Below are 26,170 nucleotides of genomic sequence, written 5' to 3'. Positions count from 1 at the left end.
GTCGAATTCGAATTGTCATGTTGCTGTTGATGCTGTTTCCGAGCGCCGGGATGGCGGACAGTTTGCGGGTTTATGCGGCGGGCAGCCTGAGCGGCGCGTTCACGGAAATGCTGAAGGACTTCCCTGCCCCGCCGGACAGCGTCGCCGCGCCGGTGTTCGGGCCGTCCGGCGTGTTGCGGGAGCGGATCGAGCATGGGGAGGCGGCGGATATCCTGGCTTCGGCTGACATGGCGCAGCCTCGGAAGCTGGCGCGGGCGGGGCAGCCGGTGATCATGTTCACGCGCAATCGGTTGTGCGCGCTGGGGCGGCCGCGATTGACGTCGGATAATTTGCTGGACCGCATGTTGGATCCGGCGGTGCGACTGGCGACGTCGACACCGGGGGCCGATCTGGGTGGCGATTATGCCTGGGCGATTTTTGCTCGTGCCGAGGCGGTGCATCCGGGCGCCAAGGCTGTGTTGGAAGCGAAGGCGTTGAAGCTGGTGGGCGGGCCTAATACGCCGTCGCTGGTGCCCGGGCATGGGGCGGTCCAGGGCGTGTTTCTGGCAAACCGGGCGGACATTATGCTGGGTTACTGCAGCGGTTCGGGGCCGGTGATGAAGGAGGTACCGGGACTGGTGTCCGTTACGGTACCGGCCGCATTATCGGTCGGACCGGCGTATGGCATGGTTGTGCTATCGGATCATCCTCTCGCTGAACGTTTTGCGTTGTTCGTCATGTCGGAGCGTGGGCAGGCAATTTTGGCTCGGTTCGGTTTCGATCCGGTTGGACTTGCCTCGCCTTGACGGACGGTTGGTTAGACCGTTTTGGCGGCCGGTGTGGTTGATCGATCGGGTTGGTGCAGGTAGCGCCTTATGCCGGAGAGGGTGATCAGGATTGGCGCGGATAGTGCGAGCGCGGCGGCGACGAGCAATGGCACGACGTAGCCTCCGGACCGGTCGTGCAGCAGGCCGGTGAACTGCGGGGCCAGGTAGCCTGACATGTTGCCGATGGTGTTGATCGCGCCGATGCCCGCGGCGGCGGTGGCCGAACCGAAGTAGGCCGTCGGCAGGTTCCAGAAGACGGGCAGCGTGGAAGACAGGCCGCACAAGGCGATGCAGAACGCGGCCATGGCGAGGTAGACGTTGCCGAGCGAAAATGCGGCGGCCAGCATGCCCAGTCCGCCGATCGTTACGGGGACTATCACGTGCCAGAAGCGTTCTCCGGAGCGGTCGGAACTGCGGGAGATCAGGATCATCCCGACGGCTGTGCAGAGGCTGGGCAACGCGCTTACGTAACCTACCTCGAGGTTCGAGAGACCCAGGCCCTTGATAATCAGCGGCAGGAAGAAGGCGATGGAATAGTTGCCGTAGAGGGTGAACGCGAAAGCGATGGTCAGGATGATGATCTGTGGGTTCAAGATCGAGGGCAGCAGGGCTCGGCCATGTGTCGGCTTGTTGGCAGCTTCCGCGTCCAGGCGGTTTTGCAGCCATTCGCTTTCTGTTGTGGTCAGCCATGGTGCGTCGGCGGGGCGATTGCGCAGGATGCCGATGCCAACGAACGCGAGGATGATGGCCGGGAGGCCTTCGGCGATGAAAATCCATTGCCAGCCGGCGAGACCGAGTAGTCCGTCGAGGCGTAGCAGGTTCGCCGAGAGCGGTGCACCGATGACGCTGGAGATGGCGCTGGCGGCGAAGAAGAAGCCCATCATGCGGCCGCGATGCCGGCTGGGAAACCAGCACATCATGAAATAGGTGACGCCGGGGAAGTAGCCGGCCTCGGCGATACCGAGCAGAAAGCGGGCGCAGACGAAGCTTGTTTCACCTGTAACCAGGGCGGTGCTGGTGGATACCAGTCCCCACAGGCCCATGATGATGGCAAGCCACGCTCGGGCGCCGAGTTTTCGCAGCATCAGGTTGGCGGGGACCTGACACAGAACGTAGCTCCAGAAATAGGAGCCGGCGGCGAGGCCGTAGACCGAGGCGCTGAGGCCGAGGTCCTTGTTCATGGTCAGGGCGGCGATGGAGACGTTGTACCGGTCGAGGGCGTTGGTCACGTAGGCGATGCACAGAAACGGGATCAGCCTCCATGCCACCTTGCGGATCACGGCGGTTTCGACATCGGTCATCCTGGATTCCTCTTCCGGGCGTCTGTTGTGCCCATCAGAGTTTCAAACTGGGGAAATGTCGAATCAGGGGGGGCGAGGGTTCGCCGTCGGTACTGTAAGGCGTGGATACCGGCATTCGCCGGTATGACGATGAGAGGGCCGGTCTTGTGGCGACGGTTCGTGCGTGGATGGCCGGGACATGCCCGGCCATGACGGTAGGGTACGGCCGTGACGGTTGGGGCGGTTAGTGGATTGTGGTTCCTGTTGTGCGGCCGGAGCGGCCGTAGGTGGCGATTGTGGTCATGCCTTCGACTTGCCAGGGTTTCATGGTGAAGGAGACCGCCTGGCCTTCGGGAGTGCGTAGGGTCAGGATCAGGTCTTCGCTGTTGCCCGTCCGATCCATGCTCCAACTGTCCAGTGGGTGGACCGTTTCGGTTCCGGTTGACGCGGGCACGGCGTTCAGCATGGTGTTCAGCCAGCAGGCCGGCAGAGAAAAGGTCACTGCCTGGCCGCTCTGGTCACGCAACCGCAACTGAAGGTTTTTGCCGTCGGATGACATCCGGACATCCAGCAGTTCGGTTGCGTCGATCATGTTTGCGCGGCCTGGATTGCCTGCCAAATGCGGTGTGGTGTGGCGGGCATGTCGATGTGGGTGATGCCAAATTCCGAGAGCGCATCTACGACGGCGTTCATCACCGCCGGCAGGGAGCCGGCGCAACCGGCTTCACCGCAGCCTTTTGCACCGAGTGGATTGGTGCGGGCGGGTACGGGGTGGCTGATGAAGCCCATGGTGGGGAAGTCGCCTGCGCGTGGCAGCGCGTAATCCATGTATGAGCCGGTGATGAGCTGACCGTCCTCGTCGTATCTGACGCTTTCCATCAGGGCTTGGCCGATGCCCTGGGCGATGCCGCCATGGGCCTGGCCGGCGACTAGCATCGGGTTCACCAATGTGCCGAAATCGTTGACGGTGGCGTAGCTGACGACTTCGACGGTGCCGGTTTCGGGATCGATTTCGACCTCGGCGATGTGGCAGCCATTGGGGTATGCGGAGGGCACGCCTTTGTTGATGTGTTTGACATCCAGCGATTGCGGCAGGTCTTCCGGGATCTGGGCTTCCAGGCGCAACCGTTGTGCGAGATCGACGACGCCGATGCCCAGATCGGTTCCCGCGACGCTGAACCGGCCGCGGGAAAATTCGATGTCGGCAACAGAGGCTTCCAGGAAGTGCGCGGCGGCGCGTTTGCCGCGTTCGATGACGATATCGCTGGCGGCGATGATGGCGGCGCCGCTTTGCATCATCGAGCGGGAGCCGCCAGTGCCGCCACCGGCGACCAATTCGTCGGAATCGCCTTGCAGCAGCTTGATGTTTTCGAATGGTATACCGAGCTGGGCGGAGAGGACCTGGGCGAAGGGCGTGGCGTGGCCCTGGCCGTAGTCGAGGGTGCCGGTGATGATGGTGACGTTGCCGTCGTCCTCGAAACGGATGCCGCCCATTTCGTTGCCGTCACCGGCGGTGACCTCCAGAAAATGGCCCATGCCTCGGCCGCGCAGTTTGCCGCGGGATTTAGATTCGGCTTGGCGGGTGGCGAAACCGTCCCAGTCGCCGGCGGCGAGGGCTCTTTCCATCACTGCGGGGAATTCTCCACAGTCGTAGAGCATTCCGTTCGGTGCCTGATATGGCATCTGTTCAGGTTGGATATGATTGCGGCGGCGCAGTTCGACGCGGTCGATGCCCATTTCGCGGGCGGCGGTTTCGACCAGGCGTTCCATGTAGTAGTTGCCCTCGGGGCGGCCGGCGCCTCGGTAGGCCCCTACGGGCGTTGTGTTGGTGAACATGCACTTGGTCGTGACCTGGATCAGCGGCGTGTTGTAGACGCCGATGATGTTCTTCGCGGTGTTTTGCGTCGGCGGGATGGTGGTGGCGTTGCTCAGCCAGGCGCCCAGGTTGCCGTGGCCGGTGACGCGCAGGGCGAGGAACTTGCCGTCGGCGGCGAGAGCCAGTTCGGCGATCATCTCGTGGTCGCGGCCGTGGCTGTCGGACATGAAGCTTTCGGAGCGTTCATCTGTCCATTTGACCGGCTGGCCGAGGACTCGGGCGGCATGCAGCAGGCAGATAGATTCCGGGTAGGCGGAGGCTTTCATGCCGAATGATCCGCCGACGTTTCCAGTCAGGACATGGATTTTTTCGACTGGCATACCCATGACGCTGCTGAGCAGCGCTCGTTGCCCGAACGCGCCCTGGCAACCCAGGCGGAGGATCAGACGATCCTTTTCCGGATCGTATTCGCCGATCGCCGAACGGGGCTCCATCGGGCAGACGACGATGCGATTGTTGCGTATTGACAGGCTTGTGACGTGCGCGGCTTCGGCGAAGGCGGCGGTTACTTTCTCCTCGTCGCCGAAATGGAAATCGAGGCAGACGTTGCCTGGCGCATCGTCGTGGATCTGGGGTGCGCCTGGGGCGGCGGCGTCACCGGCGGTGGTGACGGCGGGCAGCGGATCGATGTCGGCGAAGACCGCCTCGGCTGCGTCTTTTGCCAGTTTGTTGGTGTCCGCCACGACCATGGCGATTGGTTCACCGACGTAGCGGACTTTTCCGGATGCCAGTGCGCGTTGGGCAGGGCGTGGAGTGGCGGTGCCGTCGCGGTGCTTGCCCGCCGCGGCCGGCATGTTCTTGATCCCGGCGGCGTCCAGGTCCTCGGCCAGGATGACCGCGTGGACGCCGGGCATTTCGCGGGCGGTCTGGACGTCGATGCTGTTGATGATGCCGTGCGCCATCCGGCTGCGCACCATGACGGCGTAGAGCTGGTTGGGCCGGTTCAGATCGTCGGTGTAGCGGCCTTGACCGCGCAGCAGGGTGGGGTCTTCCTTGCGGGAAACCGGTTGTCCGACAGCGAATTTCTCAGCGGTCAGCAGCGTGGGATCGAACGGCGCATTCATTCGGATGGGGCTCTCATGGCTCTAGGCTTCGCCATATCCAACAGGATATAGCGTTTTGGGGCAAGGTCTGGGCGGTGGTGGCGGGGGTTGGGTGTGGTTCGTGGGCCGGTGCGTGGATGGCCGGGACACGCCCGGCCATGACGGATAGGCAACGGATTGGCCGCGACTGATCATATGAGCAGGCGTTTTCATTGACTTTTCGGCCGTCACGCTTTCCTGGCGCGAAAGCAAAGGCGTGGATGGCGAGCCTTCGCTTGCCATGACGGTGGCGCGGCGGTGCCGAAGGAGTCGCGACGGTGCAGAAGGGTTGCCAGCGGCGCCTGATAAGCTGCTCGGCGATGGTAGAGGGGGTCAAGGCTATTGGCCCAGCACTTCGATCGAGGTGGATTTGATCAGGGCCAGGACCGGGGTGCCGGTCGATAATCCTAGATGGGCCACGGCGTCGGGAGTGACGCGTGACAGCAGGCCGCCGTCTGGCAGGGCGATTTCGACGATCACCGAACGCCTTGTGGGATCGTTGGCGATTTGGCGGACTGTGCCTGGGATGATGTTGTGGAGGCTGATCGCCTCGGGGGGCTGGCTGGCCAGGATGACCTCACGGGCGGGGATGCGCATGCGGCAGTTGGTGCCGACCGGCAGGTCCAGCAAGGGGACCCAGAAGGTTGCGCCGGCGCCTTCGAGGCGGGTCAGGGCGCGTGGGGTGTCGTTTTCGCTCACCTGGCATAGCAATAGCGCGCCGGCGTCGTCTCGGCGGGCCAGTGGCAGGTCGGCCCTAGCGGCGACTTCGGACACGGCGCCGAACGCTACCACCTGGCCTGCTTCCACCAGCACCATGGAATCGGCGAGTTGCACCGCTTCGTCCAGGGCGTGAGTGACGTAGAGGATGGGGAGGCTCAGCGCGGTTTTCAGGCGGGTCAGGTAGGGCAGGATTTCCGCTTTGCGGGCTGCATCGAGGCTGGCCAGGGGTTCATCCATCAGCAGCAAGTGCGGTTGGGCGAGCAGGGCTCGGCCGATGGCGACGCGTTGGCGTTCGCCTCCGGATAGGGTGTGGGGGCGCCGAGTCAGCAGGGGGGCGATGCCCAGGAGATCGACGACCTCATCGAAGTGGATGGAGCCGGGGGCGACGCGGCGCATGCCGAAGCGCAGGTTGGTGGCGACCGACATGTGCGGGAACAGGCGCGAGTCCTGGAACACCAGGCCGACGCGGCGGCGTTCCGGTGGGATCCAGGTGTCGGAGGCGGTGTCGGCGAGGACGGTGCCGTCGACCTCGATGCGGCAGATGTCGGGACGCAGCAGGCCGGCGGTGGCGTTGATGATGGTCGACTTGCCGGCGCCGGAGGGGCCGAACAGCACCGTTACGCCCGGTGATGGGACCTCGAACGCGAGATCCATCCGGACGGACGGAAAGCGATGGGTCAGCGTAATGGAAAAACTCATCGTCCGAGCATGGTGTTCAGTTTTTTGCCGAACCATTCGGAGAGTAGGAGGCCGATGAGGGCGAGGGTGATGGAGACCATCGAGAGTTCGGCCGCCTTGGTCTCGCCGCCTGGGGATTGCAGCGCGGCGTAGATCGCCAGCGGCAGGGTTTGGGTCTGGCCGGGGATGTTGGCGGCGAACGTGATGACGGCGCCGAACTCACCCAGGCAGGTGGCGTAGCCGACGATGCCGCCCACAAGGATGCCGGGGGAGGCCAGCGGCAGGGTGATGTTGACCAGGCGGTCCCACCAGCCGGCGCCCAGGGTGCGGGCGGCCTGCTCCAGGCCACTGTCGATGGAGTCCAGGGCGAGGCGGATGGAGCGGACCATGATGGGGAAGGTCATGACGGCGCAGGCGAGGCTGGCGCCGGCAGTGGTGAACACCAGGCGGATGCCGAACCAGTCCAGCAGCAGCGCGCCGATGGGGCCGCGGATGCCGAAGATCAGCAGCAGCAGCCAGCCGGTGACGACGGGGGGCAGCACCATGGGCAGATGGACCAGGGCGTTCAGGATGCCTCGGCCGGGGAAGCGATAGCGGGTCAGGACCCAGGCAGTCAGGGCGGCCAAGGGTAGGCCGAACGCCACCGCTCGCGCGGCAACGGCCAGGGTCAGCCAGACGGCTTCCCATTCCTCGGGCGATAACATCGTCATGGGAACGGTATAGCGGGGAAGATACGGCGGGCAAAATCAGTCCGCGGCGTCAGCCATCCGGGTCATTTCGGGCGCCTGGAGGGCGGCGAGCAAGGCGGTGGCGCTGGCGGACCGGAGTGGGATGAAGCGCTTGCCGGCCTGGCGGCAGAGCGATTTGGTGGCGTTGGCGGCGTCGTGGCTGATGCAATCCACTGGGAACAGAGCGAAGTCGCAGCGGCTGACCAGGCCGGGCAGCAGGGTCTGGTGGTTTTCCACGCCGCCGTCGTGGTGCAGGAAGGTCGCGCCCAGACCCTCCACCATGGCGCGCATGGGGGCGACCTGGTTGGGGCGGCCGCCGACGTAGAGCAGGACGATGTTGTCGAGGCGGGCGGAGGGGGAGTCCTCCGGCGAGGTGGCGAGGGAAGCTTCCACCGCGTCGAGTTCCTGGCGCAGGGCGGCGTTCGCGCGTTCCGCGGCGACCCTGGCGGCGCGTTCGGCATCCCGTTCGGCCTGCATGGCCTGGAGGCGTTCCTCCAGTGTGGCACGGCGGCGGGATTCCACGGCGAGGCGGCGTTCGCGGTCGGCGATCAGGTCGTGCAGGGTGGTTTCTTCAGTCGGGGCGTTGGTCGCCGCGTCGGTGACGATCCGGTCGGCCAGGGCCTGGCGCAACTGGTTGATCTGGGTGTCTCGGGTGACGACCGCGTCGTGCAGGGCCTGCTGCTGGCGGTCCAGTTTTGTTTCCAGCGCCGCCTTGTCGGCTTCGAGTTGGCACAGGCGCCTGATATCGGCGCGGTTGGCCGATCCGATGAGGTGCGACAGCATGTGCACTTCGCCGAATGCTTCGCGGATGATGGTTTGGTTGGTCTGCGGGTGGGTCAGGGTCGCCCAGTAGGCGCCGGGGATGTCGCCTCGGCGGACTGCATCCCGCCATTGGGTGCGAAGCGCGTCCTCGGTGTCCGCTCGGGCGAACTGGTTGACGGCGAGCTTGTGGCGATGATCCAGCGCTTTGTGCAGCGCTCGGGCGGCGTCGTCCTGGCGGCCGGCCAGGCTGACGGCGATGCCGTGCAGCTCGTGGTCCGAACAGTCCTGGGATGCCATGCCGAACTTCTTCAGGACCTGGCGGATTTCGGCGTTGGACAGGCAGGTACCGATGATCGAGCAGTGCAGATTGGTGTTGAATTCCCAGATCTTGGTGCGTCTCGGCGCGGTTTCGCGCTTGACCAGCGTCGGCGGGATCGCACGGAAGTCGAACGGCCGCGTCAGCACCGAGGTGCTCTTGATCGCGAACGCAGGCCCCACTCCGCCCATTCCCATGCCCTTCTGCAGCGTTGATCCCATTTGGATATAACGACTCGCGCCCGTCGATATCCCGTCGTAGTGTTTGACTGGCTACAGCGATAGTGGCCCATCGAGCCGTACCCGCCAAGTGGAAACTGGTGTCGCGGCCGGCAAACCAAGGAGGAGACAATCATGGATACAATCGCGCTTGATTCAAGGTTGCGGCACGCTGGCGGGTTTCTCGGCCGCCGGTCGGGCATGCTGATCGATGGGAAGCTGGTACAGGCGGTGTCGGGAAAGACGTTCCCGGTGTATAATCCCGCGACCGGAACGGTGATCGCCAATGTGCCGGAAGGCGACAAGGCGGATGTCGACCTTGCGGTCGCAGCGGCGCGGCGGGCGTTCGACGATGGTGTGTGGGCAAAGGTCGGCCCGTCGGCGCGCGGCAAGATGCTGTGGAAGCTGGCGGATCTGATCGAGCGCGATCTGGAGGAACTCGCCGAACTGGAATCGATCGACAACGGCAAGCCGTATGCGGTCGCCAAGGTCGCCGACCTGCCGCTGGCGGTGGATATGTTCCGCTATATGGCCGGCTGGGCGACCAAGATCACCGGGTCCACCCTGCCCTTGTCGCTGCCGGGCGAATACCTGTCCTACACGGTGCGGGAGCCGGTGGGCGTGGTCGGGCAGATCATCCCGTGGAATTTCCCGCTGTTGATGGCGTGCTGGAAGTTGGCGCCGGCGTTGGCGGCGGGCTGCACAGTGGTGCTGAAGGCGGCGGAACAGACGCCGATGTCGGCGCTGCGGTTGGGCGAACTGTTCCAGGAAGCCGGGTTCCCGCCGGGCGTGGTCAACATCCTGACCGGGTTCGGCGAAACCGCCGGCGCGGCGATCGCGGCGCATCCGGACGTTGATAAGGTGGCGTTCACCGGGTCGACCGAGGTGGGCAAGCTGATCGTGCAGGCGGCGGCGGGCAACCTGAAGAAAGTGTCGCTGGAACTCGGCGGCAAGTCGCCGGCGATCATCCTGCCGGATGCCGATCTGGACCTGGCGATTTCCGGGGCGGCGAATGCGATCTTCTTCAATCACGGGCAGTGCTGCTGCGCCGGGTCTCGGCTGTACGCGCACAAATCGGTGTACGACAAGGTCGTCTCGGGCGTTGCCGATATTGCCAGCAAGATCAAGGTCGGGCCGGGTCTCGATCCGTCGACGGAAATGGGGCCGCTGGTGTCGGATGAGCAGTTCTCCCGCGTGACCAGCTATATCGAGGATGGGCGCCGGTCGGGTGCGCATGTCGCGGTGGGCGGCAACCGGGTGGGTAACCTGGGGTATTTCGTCGCACCGACGGTGCTGGAGAAGACCACGCCGGACATGAAGGTGATCCGCGAGGAAATCTTCGGGCCGGTGGTCTGCGCCACGCCGTTCGACGACAACGACCTGGATGCGATCGCCAAGCGCGCCAACGACACGATCTATGGCCTGGCGGCCAGCGTGTGGACGGCGAATGGCGGGACGGCGCACAAGCTGGCCAGCCGCATCCGTTCCGGCACGGTGTGGATCAACTGCCACAACGTGTTCGACGCGTCGCTGCCGTTCGGCGGCTACAAGCAATCCGGCTGGGGCCGGGAGATGGGCGCGGAAGTGTTCCACAACTACACCGAAGTGAAGGCCGTTACCGCGGCTTTGTGATCGGCGGCTGGACTTGAGGCAGCGTCGGGTGCCACGCTGGCGGCATGACCGACGACCATGACAAACGACCGGGGGAAGTGGCGGTGCCGCTTCCCCCGACGACTGATGCCGGTGTGTATTTCATCGGTGTGATCCGCACGCCGTGGCGGGAACGCGGTGAATGTCCCAAGCGGGGACGACTGGATGGTCCGGTATGTTCCATTGTTGTGGATGAACGCTGGCGTCAGGGGCTGACGGACATCGCCGACCATACGCGTATCCAGGTGCTTTACTGGATGCATCGGTCTCGGCGGGACCTGGTGATACAGTCGCCGTTTCGTACCGGGCGGACAACGGGTACGTTCGCGTTGCGGTCCCCGGTGCGGCCCAATCCGATCGCGTCGTCGGTGGTCGAACTGGTGGGAATAGAGGGCGGAACGTTGCTGGTTCGTGGGCTGGATTGCCTTGATGGCACGCCGCTGATCGATTTGAAGCCGGATCGTACAGCTACGCCTGCCTAGCGGTCGGGTGGACTCTTGGCGCGTGTTACGTTATGTTCGTCAGGGTATAGCGTTGCGCCGTTCAGAAAGCGACGGGGGCGACGCTCATCCAAACATTGGTGAGGAGACTGACCTGATGAACGTCATGACGCAGGTCCATCCGTTCCTGGATGGCAAGACGAAACGCATGCTGATCGGCGGCAAGTGGCTCGAGGCCGCATCCGGCAAAACGTTCGAAACCCGCAATCCGGCGACCGGGGAAATCCTGGCGCATGTCGCCGAAGGCGACGCCGAGGATATCGATCGCGCGGTCGCCGCGGCGCGTGAGGCCTTCAATGGCCCGTGGAGCAAGTTCAAGCCGGCGCAGCGGCAAGCGCTGTTGCTGAAACTCGCTGATCTGGTCGAAGAGAATATCGAGGAATTCGCCGCGCTGGATACGCTGGATATGGGCGCGCCGATTTCCCGCACGCGGGGGAATAAGGCTCGCGCGGTGGGGATGCTGCGGTTCTATGCCGGTATGGCGACGGCGCTGCATGGCGAAACGATCAATAACTCGTTGCCGGGTGAGATCGTGTCGTTCACGCTGAAGGAGCCCGTTGGCGTGGTCGGTGCGATCATCCCGTGGAATGGTCCGTTGACCGCCGCGATCTGGAAGATCGGGCCGGCGTTGGCGACCGGCTGCACCGTGGTGCTGAAACCGGCCGAGGAAGCGCCGCTGACTCCGTTGCGGTTGGGTGAGTTGTGCCTGGAAGCGGGTGTGCCGCCGGGCGTGGTGAACGTGGTGCCGGGCTTTGGTGAAACCGCCGGTGCGGCACTGGCGTCGCATCCGGACGTGGACAAGGTGGCGTTCACCGGGTCGCATGTGACGGGGCAGTCGATCATTCGGGCCTCGGCTGGCAACCTGAAGCGGGTGTCGCTGGAACTGGGCGGCAAGTCGCCGGACATCGTGTTCGCTGACGCCGACCTGTCGCAGGCAGTGCCGGGGTCGGGCATGGCGGTGTTCGCGAACTCCGGCCAGATCTGCAGTGCCGGGACGCGTCTGTTCGTCGAAAAGAAAATTTACGACGAATTCGTCAGCCGCGTTGCCGACTTCAGCAAGACATTGCGCGTTGGGAACGGCGCCGATCCGGAGACCCAGGTTGGTCCGTTGGTGTCGCAGGAGCAGATGACGCGTGTCAGCAGCTACCTGAACATCGGCCGCCAGGAAGGGGCGCGTCCGCTGTCGGGTGGTGAGCGTCTGACCGACGGCGATATGGCGAAGGGCTTCTTCGTGCCGCCGACGGTATTCGCCGACGTGCGCGACGACATGCGGATCGCGCAGGAAGAAATCTTTGGGCCGGTGATCTCTGCCATTCCGTTCACCGACGTCGAGGAAGTCATCGAGCGCGGTAACAAGACTCAGTTTGGGTTGGGCAGCGGCGTGTGGACCCGGGATGTCGGCAAGGCGCACAAGCTTGCTCGGGCTATTCGGGCAGGGTCGGTTTGGATCAATTGCTACCAGGCGATGGATCCGGCGGTGCCGTTCGGTGGATATAAGATGAGCGGGTATGGCCGTGAGTCCGGCGTGCAGCATCTGGAAGAATACCTGAACGTGAAGGCGGTCTGGATCAAGACTGACTAGTCGCGAGCGTTCGCTTGGCCCCTCCCGGTTTCGGCCGGGAGGGGTGTTCGTTTGGGAGAATGACTTATGCCGACATGGATGATTACCGGCTGCTCCACGGGGCTGGGCCGCGATTTGGCTCGTTCCGTGCTGGCTCGGGGCTGGAATGCTGTTGTTACGGCGCGCGATCCAGCGACGGTGGCGGATATTGTCGCCGGACATGCCGATACGGGATTGGCGGTGCGGTTGGACGTTACGGATGGCGTGGAGATCGCCGAGGCGGTGCGACAGGCGGAGGCTCGGTTTGGTGCCGTCGATGTGCTGGTGAACAATGCGGGTTATGGCTATCGCGGCGCTGTTGAGGAAGCCAGCGAGACGGAAATTCGTACTCTGTTCGATACCAATTTCTTTGGCCTTGTCGCCATGACGCAGGCCGTTCTGCCGGGGATGCGTGCCAGGAGCCGGGGCTATATCATCAATATTTCATCCGTGGGCGGGCGGATGGCGGCGCCTGGTTCGGGGTTTTACTCGGCGAGCAAGTTCGCGGTCGAGGGGATGTCGGATGCGCTGCGCAAGGAGTTGAGGCCGCTGGGTATCGGCGTGATGGTGGTAGAACCGAGCGGGTTTCGGACGGATTTTGCGGGGCGGTCGTTGCGGCAGTCGGCCCGGACGATCGATGCTTATGCGCAGACGGCTGGTTTGCGGCGTAAGGAAAATCTTACCAATGATGGACGGCAGGCTGGTGATCCGGTTCGTGCCGCGGATGCTATTATCAAGGCCGTGGAAGCTGAGAAGCCTCCGTTCCGGCTGGCGCTTGGCCGTTCCGCCGTCGAACGCATTGGGGCGGAGATGGATGCGCAGCGCCGCGATCTGGATACGTGGGCGGACGTGGCCATCGGTGCGGACTATCCTGTTCAGGGATAGCGTTGCCTCGGCGGATTTTGCGAAAATAAGGACCCGATGTCATGCAGTATGTGAAATTCGGCGGTACCGGCTTGCGTGTTTCCCGGCTTTGCCTTGGGACGATGACGTTCGGGCTGCAATGCGATGAGGCTCGGAGCCATTCGATCATGGATGCGGCGGCCTCGGGTGGGATCGACTTCTTTGATACCGCCGATGTGTATCCGCTGGGTGGTGGACGGACGACGGCCGGGCGGACTGAGGAGATCGTCGGCGGCTGGCTGAAGGGCAAGCGGCATGATTTCATCCTGGCCACGAAATGCGTGGGTCAGATGGGTCCGAAGCCTTGGGAGTTGGGGATGTCGCGCAAACATATCCTCGACGCGATCGATGCTTCGCTGCGGCGGCTGGGGACGGATTATGTCGATCTGTACCAGTTGCATGGCTATGACCGGCATACGCCGATCGATGAGGCGCTGGAGGCGTTGGACACCGTGGTCCGGTCGGGGAAGGCTCGTTATGTCGGCGTTTCGAACTGGCCGGCGTATAAGGTCGCCCGAGCGGTGGGACGGAGCGAGGTGAGGAATTTGGTGAAGGTGGCTTCGGTGCAGCCTCGGTATAATTTGCTGTTCCGGAGTTTTGAGCGCGACCTGTTGCCGCTGTGCGAGGAGGAGGGGATTGCGGTTATACCGTACAACCCGCTGGCCGGCGGGCTGCTGACCGGCAAGCATGACCGGCAGGCGCCGCCGCCGGAGGGAACACGCTTCGCTCTGGGGAGCGCTGCCAAGCGGTATCAGGACCGTTACTGGAACGAGAGGCAGTTTGAAACGATTGAGGCGCTGCGGCCGGTTGCGGCCGAAGCGGGGATGAGCATGGCGACGTTGGCGCTGTCGTGGGTGTTGTCTCAGCCGGCGATCACGGCGCCGATCATTGGTGCCAGCCGGCCGGAGCAGCTTGCGGACAGCCTGGCCGCGGCGGAAAAGGGGCGGTTGCAGTCGGAGCTTTTCGGCCGGTTGGATGATATGACGCATGGTTGGCGGGCGGTCGACGCGGAGCGGTGATCGGTTGCCAATTCGCCTTTGCTTTCATCTGTGAAAGGCGTGGATGCCGACCTCCGTCGGCATGACGGGTTGGACCGGTCGGAGGGCCTACGTCAGCGGCGGTCAGTATTCGATTTTGGGAGGACGGGCATGCGGTTTGGTATCCATAATCCATCGTTCGTGTTTGGGTCCGATCCGGCGGAGGCTTTCGAGGGGATCAAAGGGAAGGCTCAGTGGGCCGAGAACCATGGGTTCACTTGGTTTTCGGTGATGGATCATCTGATCCAGATTCCGCCGGTCGGGGCGGCTGATGAGCCGTTTATCGAGGGCTGGACCGTGCTGTCGGCGCTGGCGGCGGTCACCAGCCGCATTCGGTTGGCGACGCTGGCGTCGTCGGTTGCTTATCGCAACCCGGCACATCTGGCGAAAATCGCAGCGGGGGTCGATCTGATCAGCCGCGGACGGCTGACGCTGGGGATCGGCGCTGGCTGGTTCGATACGGAATACCGGCAATATGGCTGGGAGTTTCCGGAACGGCCGGCGGTACGCATCCGGCAGTTGGAGGAAGCGGTCAAGCTGATCAAGGCGATGTGGTCAGAGAGGCGGACGTCGTTCCACGGCCGTTATTTTCATGTGGAAGACGCCATTCTGGAACCGAAACCAGCTCGGCGGCCGCCGGTGATGATCGCGGGCGGTGGGGAGCAACTGACGTTGCGCGTGGTGGCTCGGTTGGGGGATGCCTGCAATGTGTTCGGTGACCCGGCGGAGGTGGGGCGGAAGTTTGAAATCCTGCGGCGACATTGCGAGGCGGAAGGGAGTCGTTACGACGCGATCGAACGGACCAACACGCTCAGTTTGATGCTGGCCCGCGATGAGGCGGCGCTGGCGGCGAAGCGCATTCGGCTGGGTGTGTCGGGACCGTTCCGGGGATTTGCCGGAACGATGTCCCAGGTGAGAGACCTGATCGGTCGATACGGCGATGCGGGGGTGCAGTTGTTCATTTGCAGCGCGTATAAGAATGACGCGGAAACGCTGGAGCTGCTGGCGTCCGATGTTATTCCGCATATGGCGTAGCTGACAAAGGAACCGACTGCTTATGGCTTTGACAATTCTGGTGACCGGCGCGACGGCCGGTTTTGGTGCGGCCATGGCTCGCCGTTTCGTCGGTGATGGTCATCGTGTGATCGCGGCGGCTCGGCGGGTGGATCGGTTGGAGGCGTTGCGGAAGGAACTCGGGGCGGCGGTGCTGGCGTTGACGTTGGATGTGACCGATGCCGATGCTGTCAGCGCCCTGCCCGGCAGCCTGCCGGCGGATTGGCGGGATGTTGACGTGCTGGTCAACAATGCGGGGCTGGCTCGGGGGCTCGATCCGGCGCACAAGGCGAGCATGGCGGACTGGGATCATATGGTCGCAGTGAACGTTTCGGGCATGATGCATATGACGCATGCGCTGCTGCCGGGGATGGTGGCTCGCAATCGGGGCCATGTCATCAATATCAGCAGCACCGCGGCGATCTACCCGTATCCGGGCGGGCACGTGTATGGCGCGTCCAAGGCGTTCGTTACGCAGTTCAGCCTGAATTTGCGTGCCGACCTGGTGGGCACGGGGGTACGGGTGACGGACCTGGAACCGGGGCTGGTGGGTGGCACCGAATTCAGCGTCAACCGGTTCGGTGGCGATGCGGAACGGGCTGGCAAGGTCTATGCCGGGACGGTGCCGCTGACGGCGGACGACATCGCCGAGGCGGCGGCCTGGGTGGTTGGCCTGCCGGCGCATATGAACATAAACCGGATGGAAATCATGCCGACGTGTCAGGCTCCGGGGCCGCTGGCGATCAAGCGGGCGTAGCCGATCTCTTTACGGATTGCCCCGTACTCGCGAAAGTCGGGATGACTCAACGAAACAGGAGGAGAAACCGCTATGCCGTTCTATGAAAGAGGCAATGTTCGCATTCGCTATGAGGAAGCCGGTAGCGGGTTTCCGTTGCTGGTTACCCCTGGCGGTGGGTTGAATTCCCGTGTCAGCAACTGGCCGACCGCGGTGTTCAACTCCATGGATATTTTCAAGGATGAATTCCGCTGCATCACGATGGACCAGCGGAATGCCAATGGTGGTGAGTCGACTGGCCCCATTCCGGAGAGTGATCCTTGGGGTGCCTTTGCAGACGATCAGCTTGGGCTGATGGACCATCTGGGCATCAAGCAGTTCCTGTTCATGGGGTACTGCATCGGTGGTTGTTTCGCCATGAAGCTGATGGAACGGGCGCCGGAGCGTGTGGTTGGCGGCGTGCTGGTGCAGACGGTTGGGCATCATCCAGATCATCCGGATTACATGTACAACTCAGGGCGGGATGTGTGGGCGCCGGAATTGCTGCCGAAGCGGCCGGATCTGACGCAGGCGCAGGTGGATAAGTTCCTGCACGACCTTTACCGTGTGCGGCCGGAGTTTGTTTACAGCGTGTCGAAGGATTTTGCGCGTTCTTGCCAGACGCCGATCCTGGTGCTGCCGGACGACGTGCCGGCGCATCCGCTGGTGTCTTCGGTTGAGGTCGCGCAGTTGTGCCCAAATGCCGAGATCAACGTGTTTCCGTGGCGGGAGCCGGCTGAGTTGAAGGCTCGGACGATCGATCGGGTGCGGCGGTTTCTGAGGGCGCATCGGCGGTAGGGCGTTGAGGCGGCGCGGATGCCGATCTGCGTCGGTGTTAAGGCGTGGATGTCGACCTGCGTCGACATGACGATGGGCTTGACCCAGGTATCGGCATGACGATTGGGGCATCGACGTAATCGATCCCTCCCCCGGCCGGCGGCCAAGGGAGGATTTCGTGGTTTACGCGGTCAGGTGCGAAACGTTTTTGGTGACGGTGTAGTACTGCAATCCTTCGACACCACCCTCGCGGCCGAAGCCGCTGTCTTTGACGCCGCCGAATGGGGTCTCGGCGGCGGAGGCGACGAAGTGGTTGATTGACAGGTTACCGACCTCGACGCTCTCAGCCAGTTGTTCGGCGTTGCGGGCGGAGTTGGTGAAGGCGTAGGCGGCGAGGCCGTACGGGACGGAGTTGGCTTTCTCGATTGCTTCGTCGAGGCTGCGGACACGGCTGATCAGGGCGAGCGGTCCGAACGGCTCTTCCCGCATTGCGCGCGCGTCGTCGGGGATGTCGGCGACGACGGTTAGTGGGAAGTGGTAGCCTCGGTTGCCGATACGGGTGCCGCCGGCCGCAATCTTGGCGCCCTTCGACTTGGCGTCGGCGACGAACATTTCCATCGCCTCGATGCGGCGTTCGTTCGCCAGCGGTCCCATCTGGTTCGCCGGGTCCATGCCGTCGCCGACCTTCATCGCGGCGGCCTTCTCGGCGAAGGCTTCGGTAAACTGGTCGTAAATCGCATCCGGAACGAAGAAGCGGGTAGGGGAAACACAGACCTGGCCGGCGTTGCGCGACTTGCCGATGGCGGATTTCGCGGCAGTGGAAACCGGATCGATATCGTCACAGACGAAGACCGGGGAATGGCCGCCCAGTTCCATGATCGCCGGCTTCATGTGCGCGCCCGCCAGGGACGACAGATGCTTGCCGACCGGCACCGACCCGGTGAAGGTGACCAACCGGACGGACGGTTGCGGGATCAGGTATTCGGAGATGTCGGACGGTTTGCCGAACACCAGGTTCAGCACGCCAGCGGGCAGGCCGGCGTCGTGGAAGGCCTGCACCAGTTGCACGGCGCCGGCGGGGGTTTCCTCAGAGGCCTTCAGGATGATGGAGCAGCCGGCCGACAGCGCGCCGCCGACCTTGCGGGCGGGGGAACTCATCGGGAAGTTCCAGGGGGAGAAGGCGGCGACTACGCCGATGGGCTGGCGCAGCACGGAATGGCGCATGCCGGGCTCGCTGGGGATGATGCGGCCGTAGACGCGGCGACCTTCCTGAGCGTCCCACTCGATGATCTCACAGCCGCGCAGGATTTCCAGGCGGGACTGGGCAATGGGCTTGCCCTGTTCCAGGGTCATCGCCACCGCCATCTCCTCGATGCGGCCGCGCATGATCGAGGTGGCCTTCAGGATGATCTCGGCGCGTTTCGCCGGGGCGGTGCGGGACCACAGCTTGAAGCCTTCCTCGGCTGCCGCGAGGGCGTTGTCGAGGTCCGAACGGGTGGCGTGGGGCACGATGCCGAGGACGCTTTCGTCGTTGGGATTCAGGACCGGCGCGCCATCCGCGGTCTTCCATTCGCCGCCGATGTAAAGCTTCAGTTGTGGGTAGTTGGACATATCAGGATGTTCCCTTGCGGACATGGTGACGGGATTGCCGGGTCGCGCAGGCGACCGGATACCGCCAGGCGGTAAGCGCTATTCCCGTTCGGGTATATCGCATTTGGTGGCGCATCTGGCAATGCCGGCGGGTTCATGGCGTCTGAACGGCGTGAGCCTCGATCGGTTGCCGGTGCGCGTTTTGAATGTCCCGGGTCATGTGCGAAGGTGGTCCATGGCAACGAACCAACCCATGCCGGCCCTATCGGACATCGCCGCGAAAGTCGGCGTGCTGCCGTATGATGCGGACGTCGCGGTCGATGCCATCCTGGGCGAGGCGGTCCGGCGCGTCCGCAATCGAGGCATGACCGTCGGGGGTCTGCTGCAGCGCACCGGTGAACGGCTTTCCAATGGCCGGCTGAGCATATGGCTGGACGATGTCGGCACCGGCGAGACACTCCGGCTGGACCAGCCGCGGGGACCGGGCGCGAAGGACTGCATTGTCGATCCGGATGCGCTGGCCCATGCCGCGTGCCTGTTGCGGCGGGTCATCGAACAAAGGCAGGACGTGGTCGTCGTCAACCGCTTCGGTTATGCCGAGAGTGTGGGGGACGGCATGCGGGCTGAGATCGCGGACGCGATCTGCTCCGACGCGGTGGTGCTGATTGCGGTGCGGGTGTCTCGGCTGGAGGGTCTCGAACGCTTCCTTGGGGGGGCGGCGACCGTGCTGCCGTTGGCTTCGACGGCGGTCGCGGACTGGGTCGAGCGGGCCGTCAGTGCGCGCCGGCAGGGGATCGCCGGTCAGGTCGCGGGGGTGTAGCCGAAATCGGTAAAAATGCGCGTTGCCGCGGGTGAGCGCAGGAACGCCAGGGTCGAGGGCGCCTGGGGGTTGCGAAGTTCGCTGGCCAGGGCGATGGGATAGACGATCGGTGCGTGCGAGTCCGGGGGGAATGTGCCGATGGCGACAACATGCGGATCGCCGTGCACATCGGTTTTGAAGCAGGCCGCGGCGGCGGCTTCTCCCTTATCCACAAGGACGACGGCCGCTGGCGCGCTTTCCGCGATTGCGATATGGGACGCAACCATCGGCCAAAAACCGAGCGCCTGGAGGCTTTGTTTGGCGTATCGCCCGGCTGGGTCGTGGTCGGGGTCACACATGGCGAGCCGGCCGCCACCAAGCCGGGCTTGCAGCGAGAAGGTCCGGGAGATGATGCCGACGATCGGGCTGCCGGCCGGGCCGGCGAGCACAAGGTCGTTGGTCATGAGATTGGTCCGGGATTTCGGGCGGACCAGTTTCTGGCGTACGGCCTCATCCATCCAGGTTGGATCGGCGGTCAGCAGGATATCGGCCGGCGCGCCGCCGGTGAGTTGGCGGATCAGGACTGGCGTTGGCGCGTAGACCGCGACCGCGGCGCCGCCGGTGTCGCGATAGGCCGCCAGGACGCGGTCCAGCGCGGGACGAAATGTCATGGCGGCGTAGATTTGGACAGGGGCGGGCGCCGCTTCGGACTGCGCCGCAGGCAGGGCGAGCAGAGAACTGAGCAGGCCTCGCCGGGAGAGAATCACGTGTGTATGCCTCGTTTGCTCGATCCGAACCATTCTATAATGGTTTCATCCGTTTCGGTATAGATGCATCGGCAGCGCGAATGTTCGGCGCGCCGACGGGATTGACCCGGGGGCATGACGGGGCGGACAGTCGATGCCTGTGCCGGTTAGGATAACAGGGCGCGTCTTGTGTCCCACGCTGCCCCCACCAACTTTCGGATAGCGAGAAGGAAGCAAACATGTCCGTGAAGACCTACCCTGTCACCCATAGCGATGCGGAATGGCGTCGTATTTTGACGCCGGAGCAATACTACGTGATGCGTTCCCATGGCACCGAGGCGCCGGGCAGTTGCGCCTTGCTGGCGGAAAAGCGGGCCGGCCGCTTCACTTGTGCGGGCTGCGAGACGCCGCTGTTCGAGACGAAGCTGAAGTTTGAGAGCGGAACCGGATGGCCGAGCTTCAACGATCCGATCGAGGGGGCGGTGGAGACGACGGTCGATCGAAGCCTTGGAATGATCCGCACCGAGGTGCATTGCGCGACCTGCGGCAGTCATCTGGGGCATGTGTTCGACGACGGCCCGCCGCCGACGTACCAACGCTACTGCATCAACGGTGTCGCGATGGATTTCACGCCGGATTAGGCTGGTTCCGGGCAGGCCGCGACCTGCCCGGAATCTGTTCGTTACGCGGCTTCGTAGCCGATCACCGCCTTGATCTCGGTGAAGTCGTCCAGTGCCCACTTGCCGTATTCGCGGCCGTTGCCGGACTGTTTGTAGCCGCCGAACGGTGCGGCTGTGTCGCTGGACGGATAGTTCACGAACACATTGCCGGCGCGCATCTCGGCCGCGACGCGGCGTGCGTTCTTGATGTCGCCGGATTGCACGTAAGCCGCCAGGCCGTAGACGGTTTCGTTGGCCAGGCGGATGGCGTCGGCTTCGTCCTTGTAGGGCAGGATCGACAGAACCGGCCCGAAGATTTCCTCGCGCGCGATGGTCATGTCGTTGCGCACGCCGGCGAATACCGTTGGGCGAACGAAATAGCCTCGGTTGAGGTTTTCCGGACGGCCGACACCGCCGGCCACCACTTCCGCGCCTTCGTCGATGCCGGCCTGGATCAGGCGTTGGATTTTGTTGAACTGCACTTCGCTGACGACCGGGCCGATCGTCGTCTTGTCGTCAGTGACATTGCCGACGACGACGCGTTCGGCGGCGGCCTTGGCGATGGCCTTGACCTCCTCATGCCGGTCAGCGGGGACGAACATGCGCGTGGGCGCGTTGCAGGACTGGCCGCTGTTGCCCATCATTCCCAGCACGCCCTTGGTGACGGCGGTCTGGAAATCGACGTCCGGCAGCAGGATGTTGGCGGACTTGCCGCCCAGTTCCTGGGAGACCCGCTTCACCGTCTTCGCCGCCGCCTGTGCCACCAGGATGCCGGCGCGGGTCGAGCCGGTGAACGACATCATGTCGATGTCAGGATGAGACGACATGGCTTCACCAACGACGCCACCTTCGCCCTGGACCATGTTGTAGACACCGGCTGGAACGCCGGCGGCGTGCATGATCTCGGACCAGATGATGGCGTTCAGCGGTGCGACTTCCGACGGTTTCAGCACCATGGTGCAGCCGGCGGCGATGCCCGGTGCGACCTTGCAGACGATCTGGTTGATCGGCCAGTTCCAGGGGGTGATCAGGCCGACGACGCCAATTGGTTCGCGAGCGATCAGGGTGGAGCCTTCGACGTCTTCGAACTTGTAGGTTTCGAGGACCTGGATCATGCGCGTCAGGTGGGCGGTGCCGGTGCCGGCCTGCCGCTGCACGGCGAAGGCGACCGGGGCGCCCATTTCGCGGGACAGGACCTCGCCGATGTCCTGCTTGCGCTTGTTGTATTCGGAGAGGATGGCTTTCAGCAGATCCAGCCGGTCGTTGCGTGAGGTGCGGGAGAACGACGGGAATGCGGCCTTGGCGGCAGCGACGGCGCGATCGACGTCCTTGGGACCGCCGACGGCGATCTGCGTGAAGGCTTCCTCGGTAGACGGATCGACGACGTCCAGCAGCGTAGGTTGCAGCGGGTCGACCCAGGCCCCGTTCACGTAGTGCTGCCGTTCGTGTTCCATGCTGTAATCCTCCTGACCGGCCTCGTGCCCGAGGCTTCCTGCGTTATATAGTCCTGGATATCACGGACGGCCAAGGGCCGTCCCTCGGCGAAGGAGTTTTATCGATGACCGACCACCCTGCCCTGCAAGCCGGCCGCGTTGCGGTCATCACCGGTGCGGCCAGCGGCATCGGCCTGGCCGCGGCTGTGCGGTTTGCCTCGATGGGGCTGAAGGTTTGTCTGGCCGATCTTTCGGCGGACGCGCTGGAGCGGGCCGCGGAGAGTGTGGTTGCGGTTTCCGGGCGGGATGCGGTGCTGACCGTGGCGACGGATGTCAGTCGGGTGGAGTCGGTTCAGGCGTTGCGGGATGCGGCTTATGCTCGGTTTGGGGAGGTCGCGGTGTTGATGAACAATGCCGGCACTTCGCCTGGTGGCGGGCCATACGAACATATCGATCGTTGGCGGCGTGTGCTGGAGGTGAATCTTTGGGGCGTCATCAATGGCGTGCAAACGTTCACGCCGTCCATGCTGGCTCAGCGTAACGAATGTGCCATCGTCAATACGGGGTCAAAACAGGGCATTACGTGCCCGCCGGGCGATACTGCTTACAATGTCAGCAAGGCGGGGGTGAAGGTGCTGACCGAGGCGCTGGCCCACAGTCTTCGGAATGAAGAGGGCGCTCGGATTTCGGCGCATCTGCTGGTGCCGGGGTCTACGTTCACCGGAATGACACGACGGAACCGGACGGAAAAGCCGCCGGGTGCCTGGACGCCGGAGCAGGTGGTGGATGTGATGGTCGAGCGGGTGAACCGGCGGGATTTCTACATCATCTGCCCGGATAATGAGGTGACGACCGAGATCGACAACAAGCGGATTCTGTGGGGCGCGCAGGACATCACGGAGAACCGGGCGCCGTTGTCGCGTTGGCACCCGGATTACAAAGAGGAATTCGAAGCGTTTTTGAAGGGGTGATTCAGTCGGTTGAGGCCAGTTTACCGACCTTGACCGGTGTGGGCTGCCAGTTGTTGGGGAACAACGTCTGCAACGCCTCGACCTTCGGGATGTCGTTGATGGCGATGTATGGCTGGTCCGGGTGCAGGTCGAGATAGTCCTGATGGTACGCCTCGGCGGGGTAGAATGGACCGGCAGGATCGACGCGCGTGGCGATTGGCGTGCTGAAGACATGCGCGGCGTCAAGCTGGGCAATATAAGCTTTCGCGACGCGTTCCTGGTCCGGACCGTTCACAAACAATTCAGAGCGATATTGCGTGCCCCAATCTGGACCTTGCCGGTCCTTCTGCGTGGGGTCCAGGGCGACCGAAAAGAAGATGCGCAGCAGCGTGCCGTAGCTGACCTTGGCGGGGTCGAAGGTCACCCGGACCGATTCCGCGTGGCCGGTGGCGCCTGAACTGACTTGTTCGTAGCTCGGGTTGGCGACGTGGCCGCCGGCGTAACCGGAGACTGCTCGGGTGACGCCGTTCACGTGTTCGAATACGCCCTGAACGCCCCAGAAGCAGCCGCCTGAGAAGACGGCGGTCTGCAGGCCGGTGGTTGCTGCCTCATCCACCGCGGGAACGGGCAGTGCGTGTTCGGCGCCCTCGGCGTGGGCCAATCCGACGGTCAGTGCCAATATGGCCGTGGCGACAAGTGAGGGTTTGACCATGGGCCTGATCCTGACAACGCAATTGCGGAATAGCACGAACTGGTGCCGTTAACGAATTAACGAAAGGAAATTCGAGTATCAGCACATTGTCGTTGGCCAGTGGCTGTCCACGCCTTCGCTTTTGCGTGTCGAAGGCGTGGATGTCGACCTTCGTCGACATGACGAGTGGTGAGCGACGGCGGTGGTGTTACTCCGGTAGCACTTCATCCTTTGTTTCCCGTCCCAGCAGGGCGGCGATGATACTCAGTCCGGCGAAGCAGGTCATGATGGCGGTGGCCTGGTTGAAGGCGCCGCCCATGATCCCGACCAGCAGGCCGGCGACCAGCGGGCCGAAGCTGGTGACGACGCGGCCGGAGCCGTTGCAGAAGGAGACGGCTGTGGCGCGGACATGGGTTGGGAACAGTTCGGGCAGGTAGACGGCGTGGCCGGAGAACACACCGAACACGAAATATCCGAACAGCGGCAGCAAATATGGATACAGATCCCAGGTATCCACCCACAGATACATGTAAAGCCCGACCGCGATGGTTCCGACATTGTAGAAGATGATGGTCGCCCGGCGGCCCATCGCATCGGCGATGAAGCCGAAGGTTGCGTAGCCGATGATACCGCCCAATCCCCACAGCATCATGCCGTGGCCGATGAACGGTGCCGCCGCCGGGCCGGTGATGCCCTGGCGAGCCAGCAGTTGTCCCTGGATAGTCGGCAGCCAGATGGCACTGGTCCATATCGCCAGCAAGGTGCCGAGGCAGAACAGCAGCCCGATGAACGTGGCGTAACGCAGTCCTGGCGAGAACAGTTGCGCCGGGGTGAAGCGTAGATAGGCCTGGTCGGCCGCTGATTGTTCCCGCTGTGCCCGGATCGCCTTGCGCCGAGCGGCGACGGCTTGGAAATGTTCGGGTTCTTCCAGGCCTCGGCGCAGCAGGACCAGGATGATCGCCGGCAGCACGCCGGTGAACATGACGTAGCGCCAGCCATAGGGTCCGACGATCGCGAAAAGCTGGCCGCCGATCAGGCTGCCGAAGCCGCCGCCGGTCATCATGATGCCCAGGACCTTGGCGCGGTGCATGTCGGCGAATGCCTCGGCGACCAGGGGGATGCCGAGGATGATTTCGGCGCCGGTGCCAACGCCGGTGAAGAAGCGGCAGATGCCGAATGTCAGGGTGCTGTGGGTCAGGCCTTGCAGCGCGGTGAAGACGGCCACCAGGACGACGCTGAACATCAGCGTTCTGACCCGCCCGAAGTAATCGCCGAGGATTCCGAACACGAAGCCGCCGAGTGCCCAGCCGAGGAGGCCGGCCATGCTGAGGAAGCCGCCGACCCGGCCAATATCTGCCGCGGTCGGGTGCCCGCCGATCAACTCGGTCATCGCCGGATGCAACACCAGGGCGAACAGACTGAAATCGGTATTGTCGAGTGACCATCCCAGCCACGCGATCAGGAACACCATCCATTGATAGCGGCTGATTTCGCGAACCCACGCCCATCCGTTGGCCGTCGTCGTCTGTCCCATGTTGCCTCCCGCGGGCGCTGCTCTCTGGGGCGCGCTCCGTCGGGAAGCTTAGTCAGGTTTTGTGGCGATTGGAAATGGCTACTTGATGCGTCCCATTTCGCGCAGTTTTTCCACGACGTTGCCCATCATACCGAAATACGGTTTGGCATCGGACAGGTCGCGAATACGGTCAAGACTATCGCGCACCATCTCGATCGTTACGGACTCGGCGGGGTCGAACTGGGCGCCTTCACTCACGAAATACTGCACACGGGCGTAGCCGCCGGCAGTGGCGGCCATGATTTCTCCGTTCTGGTCGCATTCCTCGCTGCACAGCCAGGCGACCATGGGGGAAACGAGTTCGGGCTTCATCCAGGGGGCGATGTCGGGCGGGAGGAGTGATTCGGTCATTCGGGTGTAGGCGGATGGCGAGATCGCGTTGCAGCGGATGTTGTATTTGGCGCCTTCGTGGCGCAGCACATTGATCAGGCCGTTCACCGCCATTTTCGCGGCGCCGTAGTTGGCCTGGCCGAAATTGCCGACCGTGCCGGAACCGGAGGTGGTGACGACGATGCGGCCGTAGGACTGCTTGCGCATGATGGGCCAGGCCGCCTTGATGCAGTAGGCGGTGCCAAAGTGATGCACCTGATTGACGAACTCGTAGTCCGCCATCGTCATGTTGTTGAACGCCTTGTCGCGCAGGATGCCGGCGTTGTTGACCAGGATGTCCAGGCGGCCCCAGGTTTTGATTGCCGTGTCGATGATGGTTTGGGCGGCGGCTTCCTCGGCGACGGAGGCATAGCTGGCGACGGCCTGGCCGCCGGCTGCCTTGATTTGCGCCACCACCGCATCGGCTGCCGCGTTGGCGCCGCCGGTGCCATCAACCGCTCCGCCGGGGTCGTTTACAACGACTTTGGCGCCGCGCGAGGCGAGCAGCAAAGCGTGCTGGCGGCCGAGGCCGGCGCCGGCTCCGGTGACGATCGCCACGCGGTCATCAAAGCGAACATCCATGGATCAGTTTCCTTTTT

General features: G+C 63.8%; 24 protein-coding genes. 12 read left to right on the top strand and 12 right to left on the bottom strand.

The genetic code is table 11. The features are described 5' to 3' along the window. Positions 1-29 precede the first annotated feature (29 nt). A complete protein-coding gene (locus tag GSQ89_RS14125) occupies positions 30-785 on the top strand; it encodes a substrate-binding domain-containing protein (RefSeq protein WP_158926157.1) in 756 nt (251 codons plus the stop codon). Positions 786-796: 11 nt separating this feature from the next. Here the strand turns inward: GSQ89_RS14125 and GSQ89_RS14120 are convergent, their stop codons facing one another. The 6 genes from GSQ89_RS14120 to GSQ89_RS14095 all read right to left on the bottom strand — a co-directional run bounded on the left by GSQ89_RS14120 (position 797) and on the right by GSQ89_RS14095 (position 8,430). Beyond that, complete coding sequence (locus GSQ89_RS14120; RefSeq protein WP_158926155.1) at positions 797-2,107, bottom strand: MFS transporter; 1,311 nt, start codon at positions 2,105-2,107, stop codon at positions 797-799. A gap of 223 nt (positions 2,108-2,330) precedes the next feature. Next, positions 2,331-2,678, bottom strand: a complete 348-nt coding sequence (locus GSQ89_RS14115; protein WP_158926153.1) for a hypothetical protein — start codon at positions 2,676-2,678, stop codon at positions 2,331-2,333. Next, positions 2,675-5,026: a xanthine dehydrogenase family protein molybdopterin-binding subunit gene (locus GSQ89_RS14110; RefSeq protein ID WP_158926151.1), complete on the bottom strand. Its 2,352-nt coding sequence runs from the start codon at positions 5,024-5,026 to the stop codon at positions 2,675-2,677. Before GSQ89_RS14110 ends, GSQ89_RS14115 begins: the two co-directional genes overlap by 4 nt. 357 nt (positions 5,027-5,383) lie before the next feature. Next, positions 5,384-6,463, bottom strand: coding sequence for a molybdenum ABC transporter ATP-binding protein (modC, locus tag GSQ89_RS14105; protein ID WP_158926149.1), 1,080 nt, complete (start codon positions 6,461-6,463; stop codon positions 5,384-5,386). Then, positions 6,460-7,152, bottom strand: a complete 693-nt coding sequence (gene modB / locus GSQ89_RS14100) for a molybdate ABC transporter permease subunit (RefSeq protein WP_158926147.1) — start codon at positions 7,150-7,152, stop codon at positions 6,460-6,462. The genes modC and modB overlap by 4 nt, the downstream gene beginning before the upstream one ends. A 36-nt stretch (positions 7,153-7,188) precedes the next feature. Continuing rightward, a complete protein-coding gene (locus GSQ89_RS14095) occupies positions 7,189-8,430 on the bottom strand; it encodes a DUF2325 domain-containing protein (protein ID WP_158926145.1) in 1,242 nt (413 codons plus the stop codon). 171 nt (positions 8,431-8,601) lie between these two features. Here GSQ89_RS14095 and GSQ89_RS14090 point away from each other — a divergent pair, with 171 nt between their 5' ends. The 8 genes from GSQ89_RS14090 to GSQ89_RS14055 all read left to right on the top strand — a co-directional run bounded on the left by GSQ89_RS14090 (position 8,602) and on the right by GSQ89_RS14055 (position 16,782). Beyond that, on the top strand, positions 8,602-10,098 hold the full coding sequence (locus tag GSQ89_RS14090) for an aldehyde dehydrogenase family protein (RefSeq protein ID WP_158926143.1): 1,497 nt from the start codon (positions 8,602-8,604) through the stop codon (positions 10,096-10,098). Positions 10,099-10,142: 44 nt separating this feature from the next. Then, entirely contained in the window at positions 10,143-10,598 is a 456-nt protein-coding gene (gene tsaA, locus GSQ89_RS14085) for a tRNA (N6-threonylcarbamoyladenosine(37)-N6)-methyltransferase TrmO (RefSeq protein ID WP_158926141.1), read from the top strand. 115 nt (positions 10,599-10,713) lie between these two features. Next, entirely contained in the window at positions 10,714-12,198 is a 1,485-nt protein-coding gene (locus GSQ89_RS14080; protein WP_216856158.1) for an aldehyde dehydrogenase family protein, read from the top strand. Positions 12,199-12,264: 66 nt separating this feature from the next. Further along, entirely contained in the window at positions 12,265-13,101 is an 837-nt protein-coding gene (locus GSQ89_RS14075; protein ID WP_158926139.1) for an oxidoreductase, read from the top strand. 41 nt (positions 13,102-13,142) lie between these two features. Beyond that, positions 13,143-14,138 (top strand): aldo/keto reductase, encoded by a 996-nt coding sequence (locus tag GSQ89_RS14070; protein ID WP_158926137.1) that lies wholly within the window; start codon positions 13,143-13,145, stop codon positions 14,136-14,138. Between the two features lie 129 nt (positions 14,139-14,267). Beyond that, entirely contained in the window at positions 14,268-15,191 is a 924-nt protein-coding gene (locus tag GSQ89_RS14065; protein WP_158926134.1) for a TIGR03560 family F420-dependent LLM class oxidoreductase, read from the top strand. Positions 15,192-15,213: 22 nt separating this feature from the next. Continuing rightward, a complete protein-coding gene (locus GSQ89_RS14060; protein WP_158926131.1) occupies positions 15,214-15,966 on the top strand; it encodes an SDR family NAD(P)-dependent oxidoreductase in 753 nt (250 codons plus the stop codon). Between the two features lie 72 nt (positions 15,967-16,038). Further along, entirely contained in the window at positions 16,039-16,782 is a 744-nt protein-coding gene (locus GSQ89_RS14055) for an alpha/beta fold hydrolase (protein ID WP_158926128.1), read from the top strand. 162 nt (positions 16,783-16,944) lie between these two features. Here the strand turns inward: GSQ89_RS14055 and GSQ89_RS14050 are convergent, their stop codons facing one another. Further along, on the bottom strand, positions 16,945-18,372 hold the full coding sequence (locus GSQ89_RS14050) for an NAD-dependent succinate-semialdehyde dehydrogenase (protein ID WP_158926126.1): 1,428 nt from the start codon (positions 18,370-18,372) through the stop codon (positions 16,945-16,947). Positions 18,373-18,604: 232 nt separating this feature from the next. On the opposite strand from GSQ89_RS14050, the gene GSQ89_RS14045 reads away from it, so the two are divergent. After that, positions 18,605-19,171: a DUF2478 domain-containing protein gene (locus GSQ89_RS14045; RefSeq protein ID WP_158926124.1), complete on the top strand. Its 567-nt coding sequence runs from the start codon at positions 18,605-18,607 to the stop codon at positions 19,169-19,171. Here GSQ89_RS14045 and modA read toward each other — a convergent pair. Further along, positions 19,153-19,917: a molybdate ABC transporter substrate-binding protein gene (gene modA, locus GSQ89_RS14040; RefSeq protein WP_158926123.1), complete on the bottom strand. Its 765-nt coding sequence runs from the start codon at positions 19,915-19,917 to the stop codon at positions 19,153-19,155. The two genes, GSQ89_RS14045 and modA, sit on opposite strands and share 19 nt — an antisense overlap. A gap of 218 nt (positions 19,918-20,135) precedes the next feature. Here modA and msrB point away from each other — a divergent pair, with 218 nt between their 5' ends. Further along, positions 20,136-20,537, top strand: coding sequence for a peptide-methionine (R)-S-oxide reductase MsrB (gene msrB / locus GSQ89_RS14035; RefSeq protein ID WP_158926120.1), 402 nt, complete (start codon positions 20,136-20,138; stop codon positions 20,535-20,537). 41 nt (positions 20,538-20,578) lie between these two features. Here the strand turns inward: msrB and GSQ89_RS14030 are convergent, their stop codons facing one another. Continuing rightward, positions 20,579-22,009 (bottom strand): aldehyde dehydrogenase family protein, encoded by a 1,431-nt coding sequence (locus GSQ89_RS14030; RefSeq protein WP_158926118.1) that lies wholly within the window; start codon positions 22,007-22,009, stop codon positions 20,579-20,581. A 104-nt stretch (positions 22,010-22,113) separates the two neighbouring features. Between GSQ89_RS14030 and GSQ89_RS14025 the strand changes: the two genes are divergently transcribed. Beyond that, positions 22,114-22,959, top strand: a complete 846-nt coding sequence (locus tag GSQ89_RS14025; protein ID WP_158926116.1) for an SDR family NAD(P)-dependent oxidoreductase — start codon at positions 22,114-22,116, stop codon at positions 22,957-22,959. A gap of 1 nt (position 22,960) precedes the next feature. On the opposite strand, the gene msrA is transcribed toward GSQ89_RS14025, so the two are convergent. From msrA to GSQ89_RS14010, 3 genes are all read right to left on the bottom strand, one after another. After that, positions 22,961-23,530 (bottom strand): peptide-methionine (S)-S-oxide reductase MsrA, encoded by a 570-nt coding sequence (gene msrA, locus GSQ89_RS14020; RefSeq protein ID WP_216856167.1) that lies wholly within the window; start codon positions 23,528-23,530, stop codon positions 22,961-22,963. A 307-nt stretch (positions 23,531-23,837) separates the two neighbouring features. After that, on the bottom strand, positions 23,838-25,163 hold the full coding sequence (locus tag GSQ89_RS14015) for an MFS transporter (RefSeq protein ID WP_158926112.1): 1,326 nt from the start codon (positions 25,161-25,163) through the stop codon (positions 23,838-23,840). A gap of 78 nt (positions 25,164-25,241) precedes the next feature. Then, positions 25,242-26,153, bottom strand: coding sequence for an SDR family NAD(P)-dependent oxidoreductase (locus GSQ89_RS14010; protein ID WP_158926109.1), 912 nt, complete (start codon positions 26,151-26,153; stop codon positions 25,242-25,244). Between the last annotated feature and the right edge of the window lie 17 nt (positions 26,154-26,170).

The sequence above is a fragment of the Acidisphaera sp. S103 genome, assembly GCF_009765975.1.
Lineage (GTDB): Bacteria > Pseudomonadota > Alphaproteobacteria > Acetobacterales > Acetobacteraceae > Rhodopila.
Note: the sequence above shows the minus strand (reverse complement) of the source record. Positions and strands in the feature narration are given on the sequence as shown.

Excerpts from the sequence above, each read along its gene's own strand:
- GSQ89_RS14125 (WP_158926157.1), top strand. The coding sequence starts at position 30 with ATGCTGTTTCCGAGCGCCGGGATGGCGGACAGTTTGCGGGTTTATGCG.
- GSQ89_RS14120 (WP_158926155.1), bottom strand. The coding sequence starts at position 2,107 with ATGACCGATGTCGAAACCGCCGTGATCCGCAAGGTGGCATGGAGGCTG.
- GSQ89_RS14115 (WP_158926153.1), bottom strand. The coding sequence starts at position 2,678 with ATGATCGACGCAACCGAACTGCTGGATGTCCGGATGTCATCCGACGGC.
- GSQ89_RS14110 (WP_158926151.1), bottom strand. The coding sequence starts at position 5,026 with ATGAATGCGCCGTTCGATCCCACGCTGCTGACCGCTGAGAAATTCGCT.
- modC (WP_158926149.1), bottom strand. The coding sequence starts at position 6,463 with ATGAGTTTTTCCATTACGCTGACCCATCGCTTTCCGTCCGTCCGGATG.
- modB (WP_158926147.1), bottom strand. The coding sequence starts at position 7,152 with ATGACGATGTTATCGCCCGAGGAATGGGAAGCCGTCTGGCTGACCCTG.
- GSQ89_RS14090 (WP_158926143.1), top strand. The coding sequence starts at position 8,602 with ATGGATACAATCGCGCTTGATTCAAGGTTGCGGCACGCTGGCGGGTTT.
- tsaA (WP_158926141.1), top strand. The coding sequence starts at position 10,143 with ATGACCGACGACCATGACAAACGACCGGGGGAAGTGGCGGTGCCGCTT.
- GSQ89_RS14080 (WP_216856158.1), top strand. The coding sequence starts at position 10,714 with ATGAACGTCATGACGCAGGTCCATCCGTTCCTGGATGGCAAGACGAAA.
- GSQ89_RS14075 (WP_158926139.1), top strand. The coding sequence starts at position 12,265 with ATGCCGACATGGATGATTACCGGCTGCTCCACGGGGCTGGGCCGCGAT.
- GSQ89_RS14070 (WP_158926137.1), top strand. The coding sequence starts at position 13,143 with ATGCAGTATGTGAAATTCGGCGGTACCGGCTTGCGTGTTTCCCGGCTT.
- GSQ89_RS14065 (WP_158926134.1), top strand. The coding sequence starts at position 14,268 with ATGCGGTTTGGTATCCATAATCCATCGTTCGTGTTTGGGTCCGATCCG.
- GSQ89_RS14060 (WP_158926131.1), top strand. The coding sequence starts at position 15,214 with ATGGCTTTGACAATTCTGGTGACCGGCGCGACGGCCGGTTTTGGTGCG.
- GSQ89_RS14055 (WP_158926128.1), top strand. The coding sequence starts at position 16,039 with ATGCCGTTCTATGAAAGAGGCAATGTTCGCATTCGCTATGAGGAAGCC.
- GSQ89_RS14050 (WP_158926126.1), bottom strand. The coding sequence starts at position 18,372 with ATGTCCAACTACCCACAACTGAAGCTTTACATCGGCGGCGAATGGAAG.
- GSQ89_RS14045 (WP_158926124.1), top strand. The coding sequence starts at position 18,605 with ATGCCGGCCCTATCGGACATCGCCGCGAAAGTCGGCGTGCTGCCGTAT.
- msrB (WP_158926120.1), top strand. The coding sequence starts at position 20,136 with ATGTCCGTGAAGACCTACCCTGTCACCCATAGCGATGCGGAATGGCGT.
- GSQ89_RS14030 (WP_158926118.1), bottom strand. The coding sequence starts at position 22,009 with ATGGAACACGAACGGCAGCACTACGTGAACGGGGCCTGGGTCGACCCG.
- GSQ89_RS14025 (WP_158926116.1), top strand. The coding sequence starts at position 22,114 with ATGACCGACCACCCTGCCCTGCAAGCCGGCCGCGTTGCGGTCATCACC.
- GSQ89_RS14015 (WP_158926112.1), bottom strand. The coding sequence starts at position 25,163 with ATGGGACAGACGACGACGGCCAACGGATGGGCGTGGGTTCGCGAAATC.
- GSQ89_RS14010 (WP_158926109.1), bottom strand. The coding sequence starts at position 26,153 with ATGGATGTTCGCTTTGATGACCGCGTGGCGATCGTCACCGGAGCCGGC.